At 38.7% G+C, this 18,531-nt stretch carries 17 protein-coding genes; 3 read left to right on the forward strand and 14 right to left on the reverse strand.

What is annotated here, in order from left to right; translation table 11 throughout:
- Positions 1-44 precede the first annotated feature (44 nt).
- The 4 genes from J4E06_RS11115 to J4E06_RS11130 all read right to left on the reverse strand — a co-directional run bounded on the left by J4E06_RS11115 (position 45) and on the right by J4E06_RS11130 (position 5,222).
- Positions 45-1,223 (reverse strand): FecR family protein, encoded by a 1,179-nt coding sequence (locus J4E06_RS11115; protein WP_349523981.1) that lies wholly within the window; start codon positions 1,221-1,223, stop codon positions 45-47.
- A 160-nt stretch (positions 1,224-1,383) separates the two neighbouring features.
- Positions 1,384-1,938 carry an RNA polymerase sigma factor gene (locus tag J4E06_RS11120; RefSeq protein WP_349523982.1) on the reverse strand — a complete coding sequence of 185 codons (555 nt, stop codon included), beginning with the start codon at positions 1,936-1,938 and terminating at the stop codon, positions 1,384-1,386.
- Between the two features lie 530 nt (positions 1,939-2,468).
- Complete coding sequence (locus tag J4E06_RS11125) at positions 2,469-3,356, reverse strand: hypothetical protein (protein ID WP_349523983.1); 888 nt, start codon at positions 3,354-3,356, stop codon at positions 2,469-2,471.
- A gap of 69 nt (positions 3,357-3,425) precedes the next feature.
- A complete protein-coding gene (locus tag J4E06_RS11130) occupies positions 3,426-5,222 on the reverse strand; it encodes a serine hydrolase domain-containing protein (protein WP_349523984.1) in 1,797 nt (598 codons plus the stop codon).
- A 223-nt stretch (positions 5,223-5,445) separates the two neighbouring features.
- Here J4E06_RS11130 and J4E06_RS11135 point away from each other — a divergent pair, with 223 nt between their 5' ends.
- Together J4E06_RS11135 and J4E06_RS11140 are read left to right on the forward strand one after the other, a co-directional pair.
- A complete protein-coding gene (locus J4E06_RS11135; protein ID WP_349523985.1) occupies positions 5,446-6,489 on the forward strand; it encodes a sensor histidine kinase in 1,044 nt (347 codons plus the stop codon).
- The gene (locus J4E06_RS11140; RefSeq protein ID WP_349523986.1) at positions 6,486-7,232 is read left to right on the forward strand and encodes a LytR/AlgR family response regulator transcription factor; all 747 of its coding nucleotides are present in this window, start codon (positions 6,486-6,488) and stop codon (positions 7,230-7,232) included. The genes J4E06_RS11135 and J4E06_RS11140 overlap by 4 nt, the downstream gene beginning before the upstream one ends.
- Positions 7,233-7,744: 512 nt before the next feature.
- Here J4E06_RS11140 and J4E06_RS11145 read toward each other — a convergent pair.
- The 10 genes from J4E06_RS11145 to J4E06_RS11190 all read right to left on the reverse strand — a co-directional run bounded on the left by J4E06_RS11145 (position 7,745) and on the right by J4E06_RS11190 (position 17,877).
- A complete protein-coding gene (locus tag J4E06_RS11145) occupies positions 7,745-8,884 on the reverse strand; it encodes a type II secretion system F family protein (RefSeq protein ID WP_349523987.1) in 1,140 nt (379 codons plus the stop codon).
- A 1-nt stretch (position 8,885) separates the two neighbouring features.
- On the reverse strand, positions 8,886-9,353 hold the full coding sequence (locus J4E06_RS11150; protein WP_349523988.1) for a prepilin-type N-terminal cleavage/methylation domain-containing protein: 468 nt from the start codon (positions 9,351-9,353) through the stop codon (positions 8,886-8,888).
- The gene (locus J4E06_RS11155) at positions 9,350-9,676 is read right to left on the reverse strand and encodes a hypothetical protein (RefSeq protein ID WP_349523989.1); all 327 of its coding nucleotides are present in this window, start codon (positions 9,674-9,676) and stop codon (positions 9,350-9,352) included. Before J4E06_RS11155 ends, J4E06_RS11150 begins: the two co-directional genes overlap by 4 nt.
- Complete coding sequence (locus J4E06_RS11160; protein ID WP_349523990.1) at positions 9,664-10,929, reverse strand: hypothetical protein; 1,266 nt, start codon at positions 10,927-10,929, stop codon at positions 9,664-9,666. Before J4E06_RS11160 ends, J4E06_RS11155 begins: the two co-directional genes overlap by 13 nt.
- Complete coding sequence (locus J4E06_RS11165) at positions 10,926-11,381, reverse strand: hypothetical protein (RefSeq protein ID WP_349523991.1); 456 nt, start codon at positions 11,379-11,381, stop codon at positions 10,926-10,928. Before J4E06_RS11165 ends, J4E06_RS11160 begins: the two co-directional genes overlap by 4 nt.
- Positions 11,378-12,073 (reverse strand): fibronectin type III domain-containing protein, encoded by a 696-nt coding sequence (locus J4E06_RS11170; protein ID WP_349523992.1) that lies wholly within the window; start codon positions 12,071-12,073, stop codon positions 11,378-11,380. The genes J4E06_RS11165 and J4E06_RS11170 overlap by 4 nt, the downstream gene beginning before the upstream one ends.
- Entirely contained in the window at positions 12,070-12,795 is a 726-nt protein-coding gene (locus J4E06_RS11175; RefSeq protein WP_349523993.1) for a hypothetical protein, read from the reverse strand. The genes J4E06_RS11170 and J4E06_RS11175 overlap by 4 nt, the downstream gene beginning before the upstream one ends.
- Positions 12,796-12,866: 71 nt before the next feature.
- A complete protein-coding gene (locus J4E06_RS11180) occupies positions 12,867-16,343 on the reverse strand; it encodes an FIDD domain-containing protein (protein WP_349523994.1) in 3,477 nt (1,158 codons plus the stop codon).
- Between the two features lie 245 nt (positions 16,344-16,588).
- Positions 16,589-17,074: a hypothetical protein gene (locus tag J4E06_RS11185; RefSeq protein ID WP_349523995.1), complete on the reverse strand. Its 486-nt coding sequence runs from the start codon at positions 17,072-17,074 to the stop codon at positions 16,589-16,591.
- Positions 17,062-17,877 (reverse strand): hypothetical protein, encoded by an 816-nt coding sequence (locus tag J4E06_RS11190; protein WP_349523996.1) that lies wholly within the window; start codon positions 17,875-17,877, stop codon positions 17,062-17,064. Before J4E06_RS11190 ends, J4E06_RS11185 begins: the two co-directional genes overlap by 13 nt.
- A gap of 252 nt (positions 17,878-18,129) precedes the next feature.
- On the opposite strand from J4E06_RS11190, the gene J4E06_RS11195 reads away from it, so the two are divergent.
- Complete coding sequence (locus J4E06_RS11195; RefSeq protein WP_349523997.1) at positions 18,130-18,420, forward strand: DUF5677 domain-containing protein; 291 nt, start codon at positions 18,130-18,132, stop codon at positions 18,418-18,420.
- The last annotated feature ends 111 nt before the right edge of the window (positions 18,421-18,531 follow it).

The raw sequence follows: 18,531 nt of genomic DNA on the forward strand, positions 1-18,531 counted from the left end.
TAATAAATGGTTTTTGGTGTTATTGGTTTTTTACATCATAGGCACTATTGTTTAGCAGGTTTTTTAATAATTATTAGGTCTTCTTCTTTGTCATAACTAAAATGGGTATGGGCCTGAATGGTTCTTAGGACATGGTCAATGCTTTCTTCATCGAACATTCCCGTGAACCTACGTTCGTCCAATTCTTTGTATTGGTTAACAATTTTTATATTGTACTGACGCTGTAACCTTTTTACAATTTGCCCCATGGAATCATTTTCAAAGGACAAAATCCCTTGTGTCCAAGAGATGTACGAAGAAACGTCTACGTCTTCTACCACAAAACCTTCACCACCGTCCAAAGCATCAATTGCTTTTTGGGATGGCCTGAGCATTTGCAGATCTTCGCCTCTTTTGTTGTCCGGCTTGCCAACACCTACAGACCCCTCTACCAACACCACTTCACTGGCACCGTCCTCTGCATAGGCAGAAACATTAAAAACAGTACCAAAAACTTGGGTGTACATGGTTTCTGTTTTAACAATAAATGGTTTTTCTGGATTCTTGGTTACTTCAAAAAATGCCTCACCTTTTAATTGCACCTCTCGGGTATTCATGTCAACGAAGCTTGACGGGTAGGTCATACTGGATCCAGAGTTCAGCATAACAACCGTACCATCCTGTAGGGTAATGGTCAAGTTTTTGCCATAAGGCACTCTAATGGTATTGTTCCTCACCTCTCCCCTTTTTAATTGCTCTTCCTTTTGGGTCAAAACCCCTTGGACAAGTGAAACTACCGTACTTCCATTTTTACTTTGTACGGTAGCATCAGATTTAGGGTCAATGGTCAAAATTTCCCCATTTTCCAATTGAAGTGTAATTTGATTTCTGTCAACCTCCATGGGAACATCAACAAACGGACTTTGGTTGAGTAAAAAGTAGAGGGACGAACAAAGGGTTACCGCTATCACCGCAGCATACTTCCAGATATGATCTCCGGCAAACAACGGCCTTACTCTTTTGGTTTCCTTTTCTTTTATGGTATGTAAGAAACTTTCAAAAGCTTCTTCGGTTTCCCAGGATTTATCTTCATAATTGACCAAAAAATCCGCTTGCACCAATTTTTTGAACACATCTTTGTTGTTACCCTTCTTCACCCACTCGTATAATATGGCCAGTTCTTCTTGTGAAGCTTCTTGGTTGATATACCTGGTAATTATCCTTCTAATATCAATTTTGGTCATTTGAAAAATATTGTCACTTTTAGAAGAGACGTAGGTTTTCCAAAAAACCCTTACATAGTCCTAATTTTTTAACATTTAAAATATGGAATACGCTGCTTTAACCAAGAATTACTGAAGTAGATATACTTACAAAAGGTTGTTTTTAATTTAGATGGAAGTATTATAAAAAAATGGACAATTGAGCTCTTAAACGCTTCATGGCTTTGGACATATGCACCTCTACCGTTTTTATTGAAATATGAAGTTGTTCTGAAATCTCCTTGTATTTGAGCCCTTCTCTTTTACTCATGATAAAGACCTTTTTGCATTGTTCGGGCAGATTATCGATTTCCTTTTCAACTTTCTTGAGTCTTTCTTCAAAAAAGGAGGTGTCCGTATCGGCCATGTCCAAATAAGCCTCATGTTTAAGTTTTTCGAGCAATTCAAATTCCTTCTTCTTTTTTCTTTGGGTGTCAATAAATAGATTGTAAGCGACTTTGAAAAGATACCCTTTTAACTTGTTCTTAGCAACGAAAAGCTTTTCCCTCTTATCCCAAATCTTGATAAAAGTTTGTTGGGCAATATCCTCTGCCAACTTTGGGTTTCCGGTAATCGCAGTCATATAATTGCAAAGCTCTTTATGGTACAACTTAAAAAGGTAGCCATAAGCGTCTTTACAGCCCTTTTTTAACTGCTGAATGAGGTAAGGTTCATTAGTAAAACTTTTCTGGTCCATTTTTTCGCCTTTCTTTTAGGTATGTGGCAAATAACAAGGTATCAACATATTATTAGTCTGCTTTATGTCAATTTAGCCATATACCTCTTCATTTCTCAACATATTGCCGTTTCAACGATGACCTGCGAAACTGCTTTCATGCTAAACGAAAAAGTGCCCAATGAGCTGAACTACTCCTTAAAAGTAATAGCTCTAAAAGATGGAAAGTTGTTATCAATTCCTAGATTTAGTAAAAAACCAATTGAAATAACACCAAAAAACGTTAACAAATTATAAAAAAATCTTTAAATAGAACGTTTAAGAGATTTTTTTTTATAAATCAATTCAACACGGGTAGCTAAATTGTATTTGCACTGAATTCCTACAATTATCCTCAAAAGTTCAATTCAAGTATTGACTTGTTTCAAATCAGGGGTGACATCGACAGCCCGGGTTCTCTAGTTATGACCGATACCTAATTTTGGGAGGAGGTCAAAGGTAAAGCAACTTAACTTTGCCTGTTTTAGCCATTATTGGCGGTAGTTATTTTTTTATTTCGGTCTAAGAGTTTCAATAACCTTAGCATCTACCCAATAAATATTAGCGTTGCTTTCTTCAAAGCTATCTCCTAAAAACACGCTGTTAAAGAAGAAGAATTTTCCATTTGATGTGATGCTGCCATAAATATCGTCTACCTCGGTGTTTATCGCTTTACCCATATTGATTGCAGGCCCCCACGAACCATCGTCTAGCCGGAAACTGATATATAAGTCTGAGCCCCCGTACCCACCTTCTCGTTCGCTATCCCAAATCAAATAGCTTTCATCTGGTGCAATGAAAGGATGCGCTGTATATATGCCTGAGTTAATTTGCTTGCCCAGAGCTTTCGGAGTTTCACGTTTGCCATCAACTAGTTTAGCGTATCTAATTGTCCCGATTGAATCTCGTTCATCAAAGAAGAAAGTGTTGGACGATGATGCGGTAAGACGCATAATTGGAAATTTATCAAACATTTCCCCTACACTTTTCTCGGCCGTCCATCCATCTTTTGTTCGTTCTTTATATGTATTCCCGAGATACATTCTGTTGTTATCGGTAGAAATAAACACTTCACCAGATGAATGACGTCCATCTTCTGAGTCTTCCCACTTTCCATTTTTATATTGAGTTAAATGAGATTTAGTACGTTCCCCTTTTTTTTGTCTGATAAAATAGAACTCTTTCATGTTTGGTGAAACGGCCGCTTCGATTTCTAAATGATTGGTCGAAACCATACCTGGGGCAAACAATTCAGGAATCAATCCTGGTGGTTTTTGACCAAGAAACAACTCTTCTTGTGACACTGACTTACCTTGTTTAAAGTTCTCTTTCTTGGAATTACACCCATTTGTAACCATTCCTATCACAAACATTGACAATATGAAAATCGGTGTTTTCATTAGTTAAATTTAAAATATGTTATTTGCTGTTTAATCATCCATTTTTAGCGGTTGGCGTTTATTATTCCGCTAAGGGTTTATAATCCCCGCTGGAAAATTTATGGGACCATCTGTTAAAATTAACCCCTTATTGGACAACGTTATTTTTAAATCCTGCATACCACCATTTCTGTGTCCATCAATAAAGAATTTGTTTTCAGCCACAGGAACAAGCGCAACTGTTGTGACATGACTTGTTTTAATAGCATCATCCATAAACATTCCTTGTATTTTATGTACAGCGTTTACACTTAGTACCATTCCAACATCAACTGTTTCGAAATGAAACCTGATGTGAATATTTTTAACTTCTTTGCCCTCAATTTTGTAGATATTGTACGCCTTAAATTCACCGGCATGGTTTATGAAATTTGCCCACATTCCTTTTAATTGATCCTGTCCTTGTTGGGTACCCAAGAATCCTTTCATTTGTTCGTTACTGTAATCTGAAAGTCCTTCAAAATTTTGTGTACTCATTGCATTCGCAAAAAACAGAGCTGTTTTACTATAAGCATCATTTTCATTTGAATCTCTCGAGAATGTATAGGTGAAAACCGACCAAGGCTCTTTACCGGCCGTTTCTAATGAATATGTACCTTCTTTCTTTTTTAAGACAAGTACGTGTTTATCATCCAATTGATAAGTATTGGTAAAATCAGTAATACTTTTATTTTTAATTGGTAACGGTAGGTTTTCTACACGTTTACCTTGAAACAGTGAAATGATTTTATCGGTAATTTCTGGCACAAAAGTAACTTCACCTTGAAACTCCTCTAATACTGGGTTTACAGAAGTGGCATTGGATAAAACGATTATTTTAATGTTTTTTTCCGGCAATGAACCCATCACTGAAGCATAGCCGGGAAGCAACCCGTTGTTATATATCCATTTCTCCCCTTCTTTTTCATCAATTACCCAACCTAGGCCAGATAACATATTATTTACGCCCATTGCTTGAGTAGCGCTGTATAGCATATTCTTTGATGCTACCTTTAATAAGGTACCGTTCTCCAGCGCTTGCATAAATTTGAATAAATCAAGTGTGGTCGAATTTATATCGGCCGCTCCTTGAAGCCAAGAAGGATGGAAGGGGGAATTGAAGTTTTGAAATTCATTCATTCCCAAACCTAAATACGGCTTTGCTTTCTGGTGGTTTGGTTTAAATGTTGCGACCGCTGTATTTTTCATATTTGCAGGTTTAAAAACAGCTTGTTCCATATAGTCGGCATAAGGTTGACCGCTCACTTTTTTGATAATATGTGCCAAGAGCAAGTAGCCAAAATTATTGTATTCATACCCCGTTCCTGGCTCAAATTTTAATTTTGAAGCCTTAAATTTTTCCAAAAGTTCATCCAAAGTAATTGAAGATACTTCGGGCATAAGGCCGTTTCCACTATCATCTTTTCTACCAATATTGGCCTCCATACCAGAACTGTTATTGAGTAAATGTTGAATTGTAATATCTTTTGAATTGTTAGGCATAAAATCTGGGAAGTAGATTGAAATAGGAGTTTCCAATGTCAATTTACCATCTTCCACCAATCTCATGATACCAACCGCCGTTAATGATTTGGTAAGCGAGGCAATACTAAATATCGAGTTTTTGGTATTCTTTTTTTTACCAGCTATGTCGGCATAACCAAAACTTTTTTGATAGATGATGGTATTGTTCTCACTTATTAAAACGCTTCCTACAAAGCGATTGTAGTGCGCATAACTTTCAAATAGTGCATCGATATCCTTTTTTAATTCTTTATTGGAACGTTTTTGTCCAAAAGAATTGATCCCTAAGAACAAGGCGATTAAAATTGCTGTAACTTGTTTCATTTCCTTTTGATTTTTAAGTATTGTTAAGCAATATTAGAATGCCGGGATGATACCAAAAAAAGAATGTGATTGGCACCTATTTTCCTGTGGTGGAAACTTATAAATATGTGAAAAAGGATGAACTTCACAGCAAAGGGCAATTTCGTCCCTACAATAATACCTTTTGCCCCTTTTATGAATCTGATTTACTTTAAACGCTACTTTTGGTACGAAGCTATTCATAATGAGAAAATATATAGAGCCCATAATTCACGTTTTAGTTTGGGGAATAGGGTATGTTCTAATTCTAAACTATACATCTACCATTGGTGACTTCAGGAAAGACAAAGGACCTTATTGGGTTGCTTTACTTTTCGGGATGCTTATGAACACTGCTGTTTTTTACACTACCGCATTTTTCTTGGTTCCAAAATTTTTACGCCTTAAAAAAATAAGGGCCTTGGTAATTTCTTTGTCAAGTGGTTTCATAGCCATCAACCTATTTGAGAGTATCGTGGATTATAGGTATTTAGCTGTTTTCTTTTCTTCGGCAAATGAGTCTTTTCTAGTGTATTTGCTTTATAATTCAGTGGTCAGTTTTTTTATCTTACTAGTCGCCTTGTCTTATGCCCTGATTAAATATTGGATACAAAATGAAAAACTTAAACGCGTATTACTGGAAGAAAAGCTTTCCACAGAAATGGCTTTTTTAAAATCTAAGATCAACCCTCATTTTTTGTTCAATGTTTTAAATAGCTTTTATGCCAAATCACTCAAGCATAATGTACCAGAATTAGCGGATGGAATTGCTAAACTCGCAGAATTGATGCGTTATATGGTTTATGAAACGAATGAAGATAAAGTACCACTAGAAAAAGAAATTCATCACCTTAAAAATTTTATTCAGGTATATCAACTACGTATCGCCGACGAAGACGAGGTATATATTAATTTTAAGATCAAAGGTGATGTCAAAGATGTAAACATAAGTCCCATGCTGCTCATCCCTTTTGTTGAAAATGCAATCAAACATGGTATTGATCCCAAAACAAAATCCCTGATCAATATTTCGCTCGAGGTAGAAGAAAATAAATTATGTTTTAAAGTAACCAATACAATACATCAAGGAATCTCTGGCTTAAAGGATGAGTCTTCGGGTTTTGGACTTGATAATTTGAAAAAGAGACTCTCCATTCTGTATCCAAATACCTATACGTTGGAAGCAAATGAAGAAAAGGGGTATTTTATATCTTTACTTATGCTGCAACTCGATGAACGACCCTTATGATCTGTATAATTATTGATGACGAACCAGCTGCTATTGATGTACTTAAATTCCATTTAAGCAGCATTCCTTTTATCGATTTGGAGAAAACGTTCAGAGATCCGTTAGATGCGCTTGAACACCTTCAAAAGCATACTGTCGATGTTATTTTCTTGGATATAAACATGCCAAAATTATCGGGGATCAGCTTCCCCAAATTTTTGCAAAATCCGCCACTTATTATATTTACTACCTCCTATTCCGAATATGCCTTGGAGAGTTATGAATTGAAAGCAGTGGACTATCTTTTAAAACCCATTGAATTCAATAGACTGCTCCAAGCGGTTATGAAGGTACAACAGCTATTAGAAAAAAATAGCAGCATAAAAACTTCAAGTGCTGAAATTTCAAATGATGTTGGACAACAAACAATTTTTATAAAAAGCGGGGCTGAATTTCATCAATTGTATGTTCAGGATATAAAATACGTGGAAAGCGATGGTAATTATGTCACTTTCCATACCGGTAAAGGGCCTGTTTTGGCGCGTTATAAAATATCCGAAGTGTTAGAGATACTTCCAAAAGAGCTTTTTATTAGAATACATCGATCCTATATCGTAGCATTAAAACATATAGAAACGGTCAAAAAACACTGTGTGGTCATTGACGCTAAAGAAATACCTATTAGCAGCAATTACAGAGAGGGATTTCTTGCCATAATCCATGAAATTAGTAAAAAAGGAGGGGCAAAATCGAAGGGTGAATAATGACTTTTACTGAACTATGTGGCTACAAAAAAAATAGATAAATAAGCTAAAAAATATCAACTATTTCTTTTAAAATATTGCTAATTAGTTTTTTAACAGTAGTAAACTTTTGATAAGTAATTAATTAAAAGACTAAAGTGAATTGTTCGAATCTACGTTCACCGACGACTAAATGTTAAAGCTATTTATTTAAAATATTTTTAAAACGCTAGCACAAGGTGGGACAAGTTCATTGCCGGAACTACCCCTGATTTGATGCAATTTTCAGTAATTTGACAAATAAAAACCCTGTAAATTAAATGATTTACAGGGTTTTAATATCGATTAATATATCTAAAAGTCGGGGTGGCAGACTTAGCTAACCACCCACAACTCACTGCTATTCAATTATTTATATTCATTTCTCAAATCTTGCACACCTGATTGCACAACAATACCAAAAAAGAGCTTTTGAAATAAGATTTGCGCTCATTTCATAATATAAAATTATAAAAAGAATCAATAGGAATTAATTAACCTCCAAGAACACTGCTCAACCTGAACATCGGCAAATACATGGATACCAATATGACCCCCACAAAAAAACCGATGACCACAATGATCACAGGTTCCATTATAGTGGACAACATTTTGGACTTTTGCTGCAGTTCGATGACATATTGCTCGTTCAATTTTCTAAAAATATACTCGGTCTGATTGGTCTCCTCGGCCACTTTTACCAATGAGATCATTTTATGGTCAAAAATATGGTTGCCCATTAAACTTTGGTGCAGACTGACACCTTTCAGAATTCTACCCTCCATGGTTTCAAGAGCATCTTGGATGGGATGGAACCTCAACATTTTCTTTGCCATCTGAACGCTGTTCAGCATCGGCACTTTGGATATGGTCAAAAGGGATACGGCCTGTGTAAATTGGGCCATATAGACCAATCGCATAAAATTGCCCAGATAGGGAACCCTTAAAATCAGGTAGTCCCATTTTCTTTTAAAAGATTCCATTCGCACCAATGATTTCCTTAACACAATCAAAATAGCAATCACCAAGAGCAAGAGCACACCATAACGCTCAATGATATTGGAAATGGCAATTACCAATTGTGTAATGGCTGGTAGTTCCACACCGTTCTGCTCAAAAATATCCTTGAACATGGGCACTACCATACGGAGCATAAAGACAACCACCAAAATGGCCGTACAAAGAATGATCAAGGGATAAGTCAGTGCATTGACAAGGTTTCTACGCTGATCGTTCTTTTGTGCAAAGAAGGTTGCCAACTCTTGGAGGACTTCACTCAAGTTGCCGCTTTCCTCCCCAATTTCCACCGAATAATATTCATACTCCGTAAATTCCTTTCTTTTTTTGAGCACCTCCGAAAAACCTAGGCCCTTGTCCAATTCCATCACCATTTGTGTGTAGAAATCTTTGAGCTTTTCTTTTTTTTGATTGCCGGCCAATAACTCCAACGCTTCCCGTAATTGCAAACCGGCCTTGATCAAAATGGCCAATTCACTGTAGTACCCTTCCTTCTTTTTGGAATTGAAAAACGAGCCAAGAATGGTAATCTCTTTTTTTAACCAATGGTCCACCCCCTCCTTTCGGGTTTGTTCCGTGGTCGTTTTGTCCAGAGTTTGGTCGAGTTTGAATCCCATATTATCGATTGATATAGCTTGTTGCCGAGTTCCTTTTAAAAACAAATAGGCGCCCAGATTGACTTGCTCCTGTATAAAGGTCCAAAGCATCCATTTCCCCGCCCAGAATTCCATTGCCGTTGAAATATGGACGCAGTTCCTTGATTTCCACAAAAAAGGTGTCCCGCTCCTTTACCACCATATCCTTTTGGAATTGATATCTGGCCTCATCCATTTCGTTGGCCAACAGTAGTTCCTTGTTACCTTGATCGTACCACACTCGATCATGTTGGTTGAAATCAACCCAGAGACTTTGTTTCAACAACCTCATCTCGGTGCTTTTGGTATAATTGGATGAAATACCGTTCATCTGCACTTGTACCAATCGCAAAACACTGAAGGCCATCCCAACGACCAAGGCCGTCAACAATAGCACCACAAGCATCTCCTGTAAGGTGAACCCCTTTATTTTTTTGATGTTTGTACTCATAAACCCTCTAATTTCAATTCCTTTCCGGTGGATCTATTCGTTGCCATGAACAACAATTGTTGCTTGCCCTCCCAATTAGTTTGTTCCACACTGATATCCCAACCTTCGAATTCGGTGTAATGGGGCAGGGATAATTTTCCGTGTCCATACTGGTACTGTAAAAACAATAATTCTTGTCTTATTCCATCATCATTGGTTTTTACGGTAGTGGCAAACAAGGAGTTCAAGGTCATACTTGCCATCATGAACACCACCACGATCAATACCGTGGCCACCAAGGTCTCCATCAGGGTAGATGCCTTTATTTTTTTCAGTACAGCCATTTCACGATACCATTTGCGGTTGTGTTTTTGTTTGCAAGCCCTACATATTCATTGGGCAGCATTTCGGCACTGATCTGGCCATTGAATAAATGGTTCAAATAGGTATTTCCGTTTTCAAACGAAACAAAAGCATTTGTACTCACACTGCCGAAGACCTGTCCTTTGAGTTCAAGATACTGTTCACAATAGACCTCGCCATGAATTATGGCACCAGTATCCACCGAAAGAAAATGGGGACGTCCCTTGGATTCATTTTTATCACAATAGATAATGGCGCCTGATATGCTTGTATCGGCACCAATATATATTCCAGGCTCCACAGATTGATTTTCCTGCCCTTGATATACTCGTTTCTTTTGAACCGCCAAAACGGTGGGATAGGTCAATTCACATTGGGAGCCCACGACCAATTTTTTACTCGCTATGGCCTGAAAAGCACCTTTTGTGCCTTGCTGTATTTCAATGGTCGGTGCCAACAGAACCACATCCCTCAAACGAGCCGTAGGACCAACCGTAATTTTATCAGTTGCCCAAACCACAATGTTGCCTATCAAATCTTGGTTGTCAAGTTCAATAAAAGTGCCCTTAACAATCAAGGTCTCCTCTTCAAAACTGTTCTTCAAGCTCATTCCGTTTTTCAATAAAGTCTTTTTTCCCTCAGGCATATAGCGCTGAGACGTCAGCGATTCCAACTTTTGGACAACCTCTGGACTTAGCTTGGGCAATTGTCCGGCACTTCGAAATACCCTTCCATAAATCAATTGAGAACGGTTATATCCAAATCCCTTGATGTTGCCCATTTTTATGCCCCGCTCCGGTAAATAGGCATCTCCTGATATTTTTGCATCCCCTACGATGACCATTGGACGATTATCATCCCTTAAATACAAGGCTGGACGATTTGGGTTTTCATAGCCCACAAAGGCAGTCTTTTCAAACTGTAATTTTCCTTTTTTTGAAGTAACTGTTCGTTTCTCCAAAAGGCCCCAATACTCTTTGTTGACTCGGGTGTTGATCCCGGATGCATCGTCCAGTTTGTGTTGTCCCTCCCCTATTTTCATAGGTTCATCAAAGGTCTCCATCAATCTGTGGTCAGCCTTTTGCACAAGATCAACCAGCAGGTCAGTTTTTTTGTCAAAGAGCAATTGCCCTTGGTGCATCAGGACAAAAGCCATGAGCAACAGGACAATGATCGTTCCTATAAAAAGTACAAACTGCAATGCACCTGCCTTTATTTTGGAACGAAATATCATTGCAACAAAATGGTTTCAGTGTGCCCGTCATAACGCACGGTAATGCTTTTTCCGTTCCCCTTGACCAGCGTGACCCCTTCAATTTTTTGGCGTTCTGACATCATATGTTGTCGCCCTTCTATGGAAACAAAAAACATAGATCTACCTGATTCCGATTGAGAGACCAGGCCGGCATATACAATGTTTCTTTTCTCGACCTTTTCTTTCCTCACAACTTTTTTCTTTGGTTTCTTCTTCGTTGCGGGAAGCGTTCCCAAAAAAGGGTCTCGGTAATTGGCAATCAACTCGAAAGTATCCCTCGTTTTGATGCTTTTTGGTACTGCGGATATCGGTTGCTGGATTGTTGGCACCTCTGGTTCCTTTGATAAAGTGTTGATTAACTTAAAACCAATGATGCTCCAAATTAAAAGTACCACGCCCAAAAGCAGATATGTTTTTAGATTCTTGTTCAATTGTTGATGGTGAAATTAAAGGTGTTGCTGGTTTCACTTTCATTACCAGCTGTATCAAAAGCCTGCACAAACCAATAGTACGTCCCGGCCGATAAACTCGCAGAATGTGTTTTATTGGCTCCCAATGCCTTTGTGTCCAGGTCCTGTAGACTTTCATCGGAATAAATGAATATGCTGTCACGTTCCGTAGTTCCTGAAACATCTTCCCTGTTCCAAGTAAATTCCACTTCGGTATTCGAACTATCACTCCCATTGTCGGGGGATAACAATTGTGGTGTATTGGGAGGGGTCAGATCCAAATCCTCATCTCCGTTGACTTGGAAGGAATTACTTGAATATAATGTCTCAAAACCGCTGTTGAAGGCTCGGACACGCCACTCATAAGTCCCGTTGAAAAGACTTTGCCGCACTTGTGTGGGCAAATATCCCAACGTATCAACTTCAATAATACTGTCCAATAATATCTGGGCGGCATTGTCAAAACTGGGCGATGCCACTTGGACATTGTATCCTGTGGCTTCCTCCACTCCTTCCCAATTGAGATTGACGGCATTATCCTCTAAAACGGTTCCATTGGAGGGAGCCAACAGGTTCACTGTCTGCTCTGAAATATCCGGAACTTCCAAAATATCCTCACAGGACAATAGACCAAAGGAAACGATTAGGGCGATTACGATGATTCTTGTCTTCATAGCTTCAAGTAATCCGGTGTTTTGTTCAACTTCTCTGGATTGGCCTTGGTGTTTCCTGGGCAGGTACCGCCATCCAATACAATTTGGGCAATGTTGATCCGTCCTCTTTTATCCTTGTCCCAACAGAAATTGGCCCGTTGAAAATCAAAAACTTCCAAGGTCGATTGTTTTATGACAAATCCATCATGCATCCCACCTCCTATCCGAAGAACCAATGCTCCGGACATATCGGTGGTCAAGAACAGTCGCTCGGCGGCATCCAATTTTTGGGACAGTGCTTTGTCGGCCACAAAGGACATAGCGGACAACAGCACCACCCCCATATCCTCTTGCAGGTATGTTTTAAGGTTTGAATTTTTTTCTTGGTTGAGTTCGCTTACCAAATCAACCACATCCGTAATTTCCACATGGTAATAGGAAAGGGTTTTCAGCTGAACACTGTCTATGGTTTTCGCCAAAGGTGCTTTGCCAATATGTTCGCGATACTTTTCATATTTCGTCCTTATATTACCGGAAAAGGGAATGGACTCTATGGATACGCTTATGGGCCTCCCAAATTTCGGTTCACCCACTTTTTGAAAACCTTTCTCAAAAAGGGTTGTTTGGTAATGCCCAACGGAGCCCAGTATCGGGACTTGTGATTGTACCTTTTGCATTTGGCGCAAGGGGCCGCAGGCCTGTAGCATCAATACCAATAGGATAATGGTCAGTGTAGGTCTCATAAATAAGATTCTGGTATAAACTAAACGTAGTATTCCTTAGATTGTTGTACGAAAAGGTTTAGGATTCACCCTTATCTACGCAAAGAAAAATGACCGGAATAAGTCTTCCCATTATCGTAGACGTATTTGAACCAATAATCCGTGGAAGGCATGGGCCTTCCCAAGATGGTTCCATCCCAACCCGAACCTTTAGGTGATAGTTGTACAAGCAATTTGCCATACCTATCGTACAAAAACAATTGGGCATCCGAATACAGCTCACCACCGATGATGTTCCAATGCTCGTTGATGCCATCGCCATTAGGAGTAAAAAACTTCTGATAGCCAATGGCAATGACATCTTGGCTGATTGTTCGACATCCCAAGGGGTCGCGCACATAGACCGTATATTCCCCGGGGAACACCTCAAATTGGTTGGAGCTTTGGTAAACCATACCATCTATGGAATATTCGAAATCACCTGTACCAACAGCATCCACTGTAAGTGTGATTCTATCCGACAATCCATCGGTGGTCACTTCAAAACTATCTGGAGCGCCAGATGACAAGACCTCAAAGGAAACCGTGTTCGAACAACTGATTCCATTTTGCACTTCGGTCACCGTAAGGGAATACGTTCCCAATCCAGTGACATTGAGCAATTGGTCATTTCCGATCATATTTCCATCTACATCTTCCCAACGATAACTCTCAAATGTTCCCGCATCCAATACTAAATCGGGACTATCGGGGCATATCACGTACACTTCCTGCAAATCAGGGCCGGGCAAGGGATTTACAATAAGATTTAAATTGGTAATGTCATAACAAGAGGACAAACTTTTATGTTCCACCCTTGCGTAAATCGTTTCCGTCATGGCCACGTTGAAATATTCCTCCTCGGAAAGCTTTTCTTGCCCAATTATTGCATCCTGTTCAGTAGAATAGTAAGTGACTTCGTAGGAAGATGAGTCCTGTCCGTTGAGCACTTCTTCATCCTTTTGGGACAAATTGAATGGGTAGCTATCGGTTCCTTCCTCATCACATACCACAAAATCGGTTGGCGCGTATGCCAAGGGTGCATCAAACACTTCTAGATCAAAACTGCCCACTGCATAACAAGCAGTGTTGTTGGAATTGTTCAATCGAAAATAAACGGTTTGTGGGTTGGACGCATTTTGGTAATTGCCATAGATGGGGTTTTGCTCCAAGGTGGCATCGGCTTCGGATTCATAAAAAGCAAGAGATACACCACTGACATCTGCAATGATCTCATCAACCTTTTCGTCCAGATCAAAAGTGTACCGGCCATCGTTGTCATCATCACATACCTGCCAATCGGAAACCTCGGGCACTTCTGGCACATCATAAATGTTCAGTTGGAACGAATTGGTGTCGTAGCAAGAAATATCCTGAGCATTGGACACGCGGACATATATCGTTTTTTGATATTGATTGCTTGTAATTACGTTAGGTAATGGATTGGTATTGCCATCGGCATCTGCTTGGGATTCATGATAAGTTATTACCACGCTGCTTGCACTTTGTGTTCCCAATATCTGGGCTTCCCTTAGAGATAGGTCAAATTGTGCTGACCCATCATTGTCCATATCACATATTTCTAGATCATCGGGTTGGTTGGCCACGACTTTATCGATTACCCCTACCACAAAACTACCAGTTTCAAAACACTCGGGATAGGCCTTGTTTTCAATGTGATAAAATACATTCTCGCTCATAATGGAAACACCATGATTGGTTGCCAATGGATTGGTTTTATTTTCTGCATCCAATTGTGACCCGTAATAGGAAATACCAAAAACATTGCCATCCTGTCCATTTAAAACCTCTGCATCCTTTAATGTCAAGTCAAAAAAATGCGTTCCATCCAAATCGTTATCACAGACAATCCAGTCTGCTGGTTCTGATAATTCCGGAGCTTGTATCACGGTTACTTTAAATTCGGTAATATCGTAACAGTCCGTAGCACCTATATTGGAAATACGTGCATATATTGAAGTGGTCCCATATTCAAAATCAACGACCGATTCCAAGGGGACAGTGTTGGTATCTGCATCATCCTGTGTGGAAAAATATGTAATATCAAAGTGATTGGAATTTTGGGTTCCCAGTATCTCGGGATTCAAAGTTGAAAGATCCAGACTATAGGCAGAGTTGGTTTGACAGGTCTCTATATCATTTATCTCATGGGCTATCGGAACTTCGGAAATGGTAATTTCACTTTCTTTGGTGTTCGACCCCGATGCTGTTGTTACCGTAAGGGACACTTCATATTCACCGGGCATTGAATATACATGGGTAGGATTTTCCTGAGTGGATGTAGTACCATCACCAAAATCCCAATAAGCACTTGTGACGGGCTCGGAGCTATCGGTATAAAACTCTGTGATATCACCAAAACAAAGGTCTCTGATATCGAGCTCTACTGTAAAAAAAGACTGGATAAACGGTGGCAATCCAGCCATTCCACGGCCAGGACCCAAGTCAACTGCATCATGCACATAGTTACATCCGGGACCCAAGATATCCGGATTCTCGATGCGGTACAAATTGGGTTGATTGCTATCAATACCATAAATTTTACCATCAATGGCTAACTGAAGGGAATATCCTACACCTATTTGATCGGCCAATATGACTTGAGAAGCTCCAATATCTGGGGCGTCCAAATTATATTGATATAATTTATGTGTGACCCAAGCAGGTTGGTGTGACACATACAGAATTTTTCCCGAAGGAGAAAATTCCACGCCGTACATTCTATCCGTGTTTGTAATTTCAACCATATTGCTGACCATACCGGTAGCATTATCAAAATCAAAGATGTGCACTCCCAAAACATCACTGGCCACAGCTAATTTATCGCCTCTAGGGGATACTTTCATTTGGCCAACAGCAGGGTTGGTGCCATTTGACCCTGGTGGAAACCATGTCATTTCGTATGGTGTGGTACTTTCCACTGGGATGGTATTCAGACCACCGGCCGTTACCAAATATGCATGGAATTTATTACTGTCCCATGGCTGTGAAAGCACCCAAATATCCTCTCCATTGGCGTGGACCACAGCGGTAAGCCTTTCCGTACTTCTTGGAATCAGGTTAACGTTTTTTACCGAAGTTATTCCTCCAAGCCCTCCGTCCAAGGACATATCGACAATGGAATAATTCATGCCATTGTCATAGGCTTGCCAATCAGTAGTGAAAATGTAATAGATATCGGAATCTTCTGGTCTCGGAACGATAAGGGCTGTCTGAGTGCTATTGGAGTGTCCCTTGAGCCCAGTCCCATTGAGCATCATCTCATGATTCCGGTTCCAAACCGTAATACCGTCGGTATATAGCTGTAGGTTGCCCAATGCATCAGATATGGAAGCAGAGCCTTCTGCGGTATCCAATTCTCCATCCATCAACGCTACTGGGTTGCCAGTTGTAAAATCAACACCAGCTTTTCCACCAAAATACCAGTTGGCAGCTTCCAACTGAGCATGGGAAGAGAAAGGAATACTCAATAATATGAGCACGATAAAAGATGCGGGATGTAGGTTCAAGTTTAGATGGTTAGTATTTGCATTGAAAATAAGATTTTTCTTTCATAACCCCAAAGTTTTTCTACGTATTACTTGTTTTTAAGGTTAGGGCTCTAAATTGGTTATTTTCATTACTCCCAACAAAGAATTCCACTAAATCTGCAAAGACAATGGAATACCTAAAACCAAAAACCAGTATCTGGAAATCATCCAAAATACTGGCTTTTAATTGTTTAAATTCAATAATTGAAAAAACAACTATTTTACTACATTACCGTCAGTTTCATTCCATTATTAACCTCATGCTCGTTGATTTTTCTTTTAAAAAAAGCAACTTTCTCTTTAATGTTAAACTTATCCAATAAGACATCATTCCAAATGATTTCATTATAAATTGTAGTTCCCTTTAAGGATTTATAGTTAACAATTTTATATTCACCCAAAAAAAGATTCCTTAGAATATTATGAATTTCTATCTTTCGCAAATCTTGGAGGAATACAATAAAACTAAAACCATAAATGTTAAACTCAAATTTTTCTGAATCTAACCAAAGATTAATAATTGTTTCTTTCTTAAGACTAACACCATGTTTTTGTTCAGAAACTAGATAATCCAAAATCTCAACTTCAATAGACAGATTTCTATATTCTTTACACAAACATTTCAGAGCAATATCAAATTTAGTTGATAATGCATCTTCCTTGATTAATATTGAAGTTTCTTCAATTAATTGTTCTCTTATTGGGCCCATTTATAAAAATATTTCCATTTCCCGGGATTTAAATATAAGTGATAATTAAAACTTCCCACTTTTTGAATATTCAAATGTGTGCCAAAAATAGATTTTCCTACTCCTGTATTATAGATAGGAGAGCGTGCTCCTCTTTCAAGCCTCAAAATGAAATTGCTTGACTTATGTCTTACACCCAATTGAAAAGTTAGATTACCTCCTCTGCTACGACTAAAACCTTGTGTAAGTAATTCTAAGTTAGTTGAATAATTTGAAGGTTGAGTTAAAGCAGAACCTAAAGCAAATCTACTCATTGAAAGTGCTCCCATAAAAATAGGAGAACTCGCATACATTGGTTCTGTAAATCCAGACCTCGCAAATGCTTTACGGCTGTTATTACCAAACTTTAAGCCATTTCCAAAGGACAATAAAAAATCGTAATATCCGTCTACAGTTGACCTAGAAGCCATAAAACTGAGGTACATATCATAACTTCCTTGAATTTCCATCATTCCATTGTCCCAGCCTCCAATCCATCTTGAAATGGTTTCAGCAATCGGTTCAATTATTTGAGCATATCTTTCTGCATCATACCAACCCGGTTCAGATCCGTAAACTCCTCCTGCATGATAAAACTCTGTAATTGAATATGTACCTTGTTCCCCGTCCAAACCATTACCTATGGGGACCTCAGTCTTTTTTTGTTGTCCTTCTTTAGGACATTTCTCACATTCTGACCCCCTTCCTGTCCGACTAAATGACCCATCTCCATTATTGGTGTATTGGGTCCATCCACTGCCACTGTTATTATAAGCAGCATTCACAATATCTTGGGTCGAATCGGTTCCACTTGGATCAGCCCAATTGGAAGAACAAACTCCCCTATTTACATTAACCCAGGAAGTTATCCCAATCCTTTTCTCTTTGACGCATGGAAAAATTACATCATAAGACGACTTGAAGGAATTTCACAAAGTGATTTTGATAAATACAATGAAACGAAGGATGTTCCTTTAACATATTTGATTGAAAAGATCAAATCTATTTGACTATTATAAAATCATAATATCTGCAAAATGGATTTTGAAGTTGTTGAAGATTTGTTACCCCGGGAGTTGAATCCAGAATTATCAAAAGAATTGGAACGACTCTCAAATAAAATTGACAATGCGGTTGATTTTGGAACGAACCTTATTAAATGGGATGTTGACAAAAAGCTTAACGGAGACGAGAATATACCTCCGTTATTGTTCTTAAGAAAAATACTTGATTTGGCAGATTCAATTTCTGTGTTAGTGAGAAACTCATGCATCGATTCATGTAAACCATTAATCAGAAGCATGATTGAGTGTGTAAGCTCCCCTTAAAACCGAACTGTTTAAAAGTAGAATAATAATCTTAATTTTAAACAGCATTATGAGGAAGAGCAAATTTTCACCAACACAGATCGCAAAGATTTTAAAGGAGTTCGACAACGG

This window comes from Allomuricauda sp. NFXS6, assembly GCF_040148835.1.
Taxonomy (GTDB): Bacteria; Bacteroidota; Bacteroidia; order Flavobacteriales; family Flavobacteriaceae; genus Flagellimonas.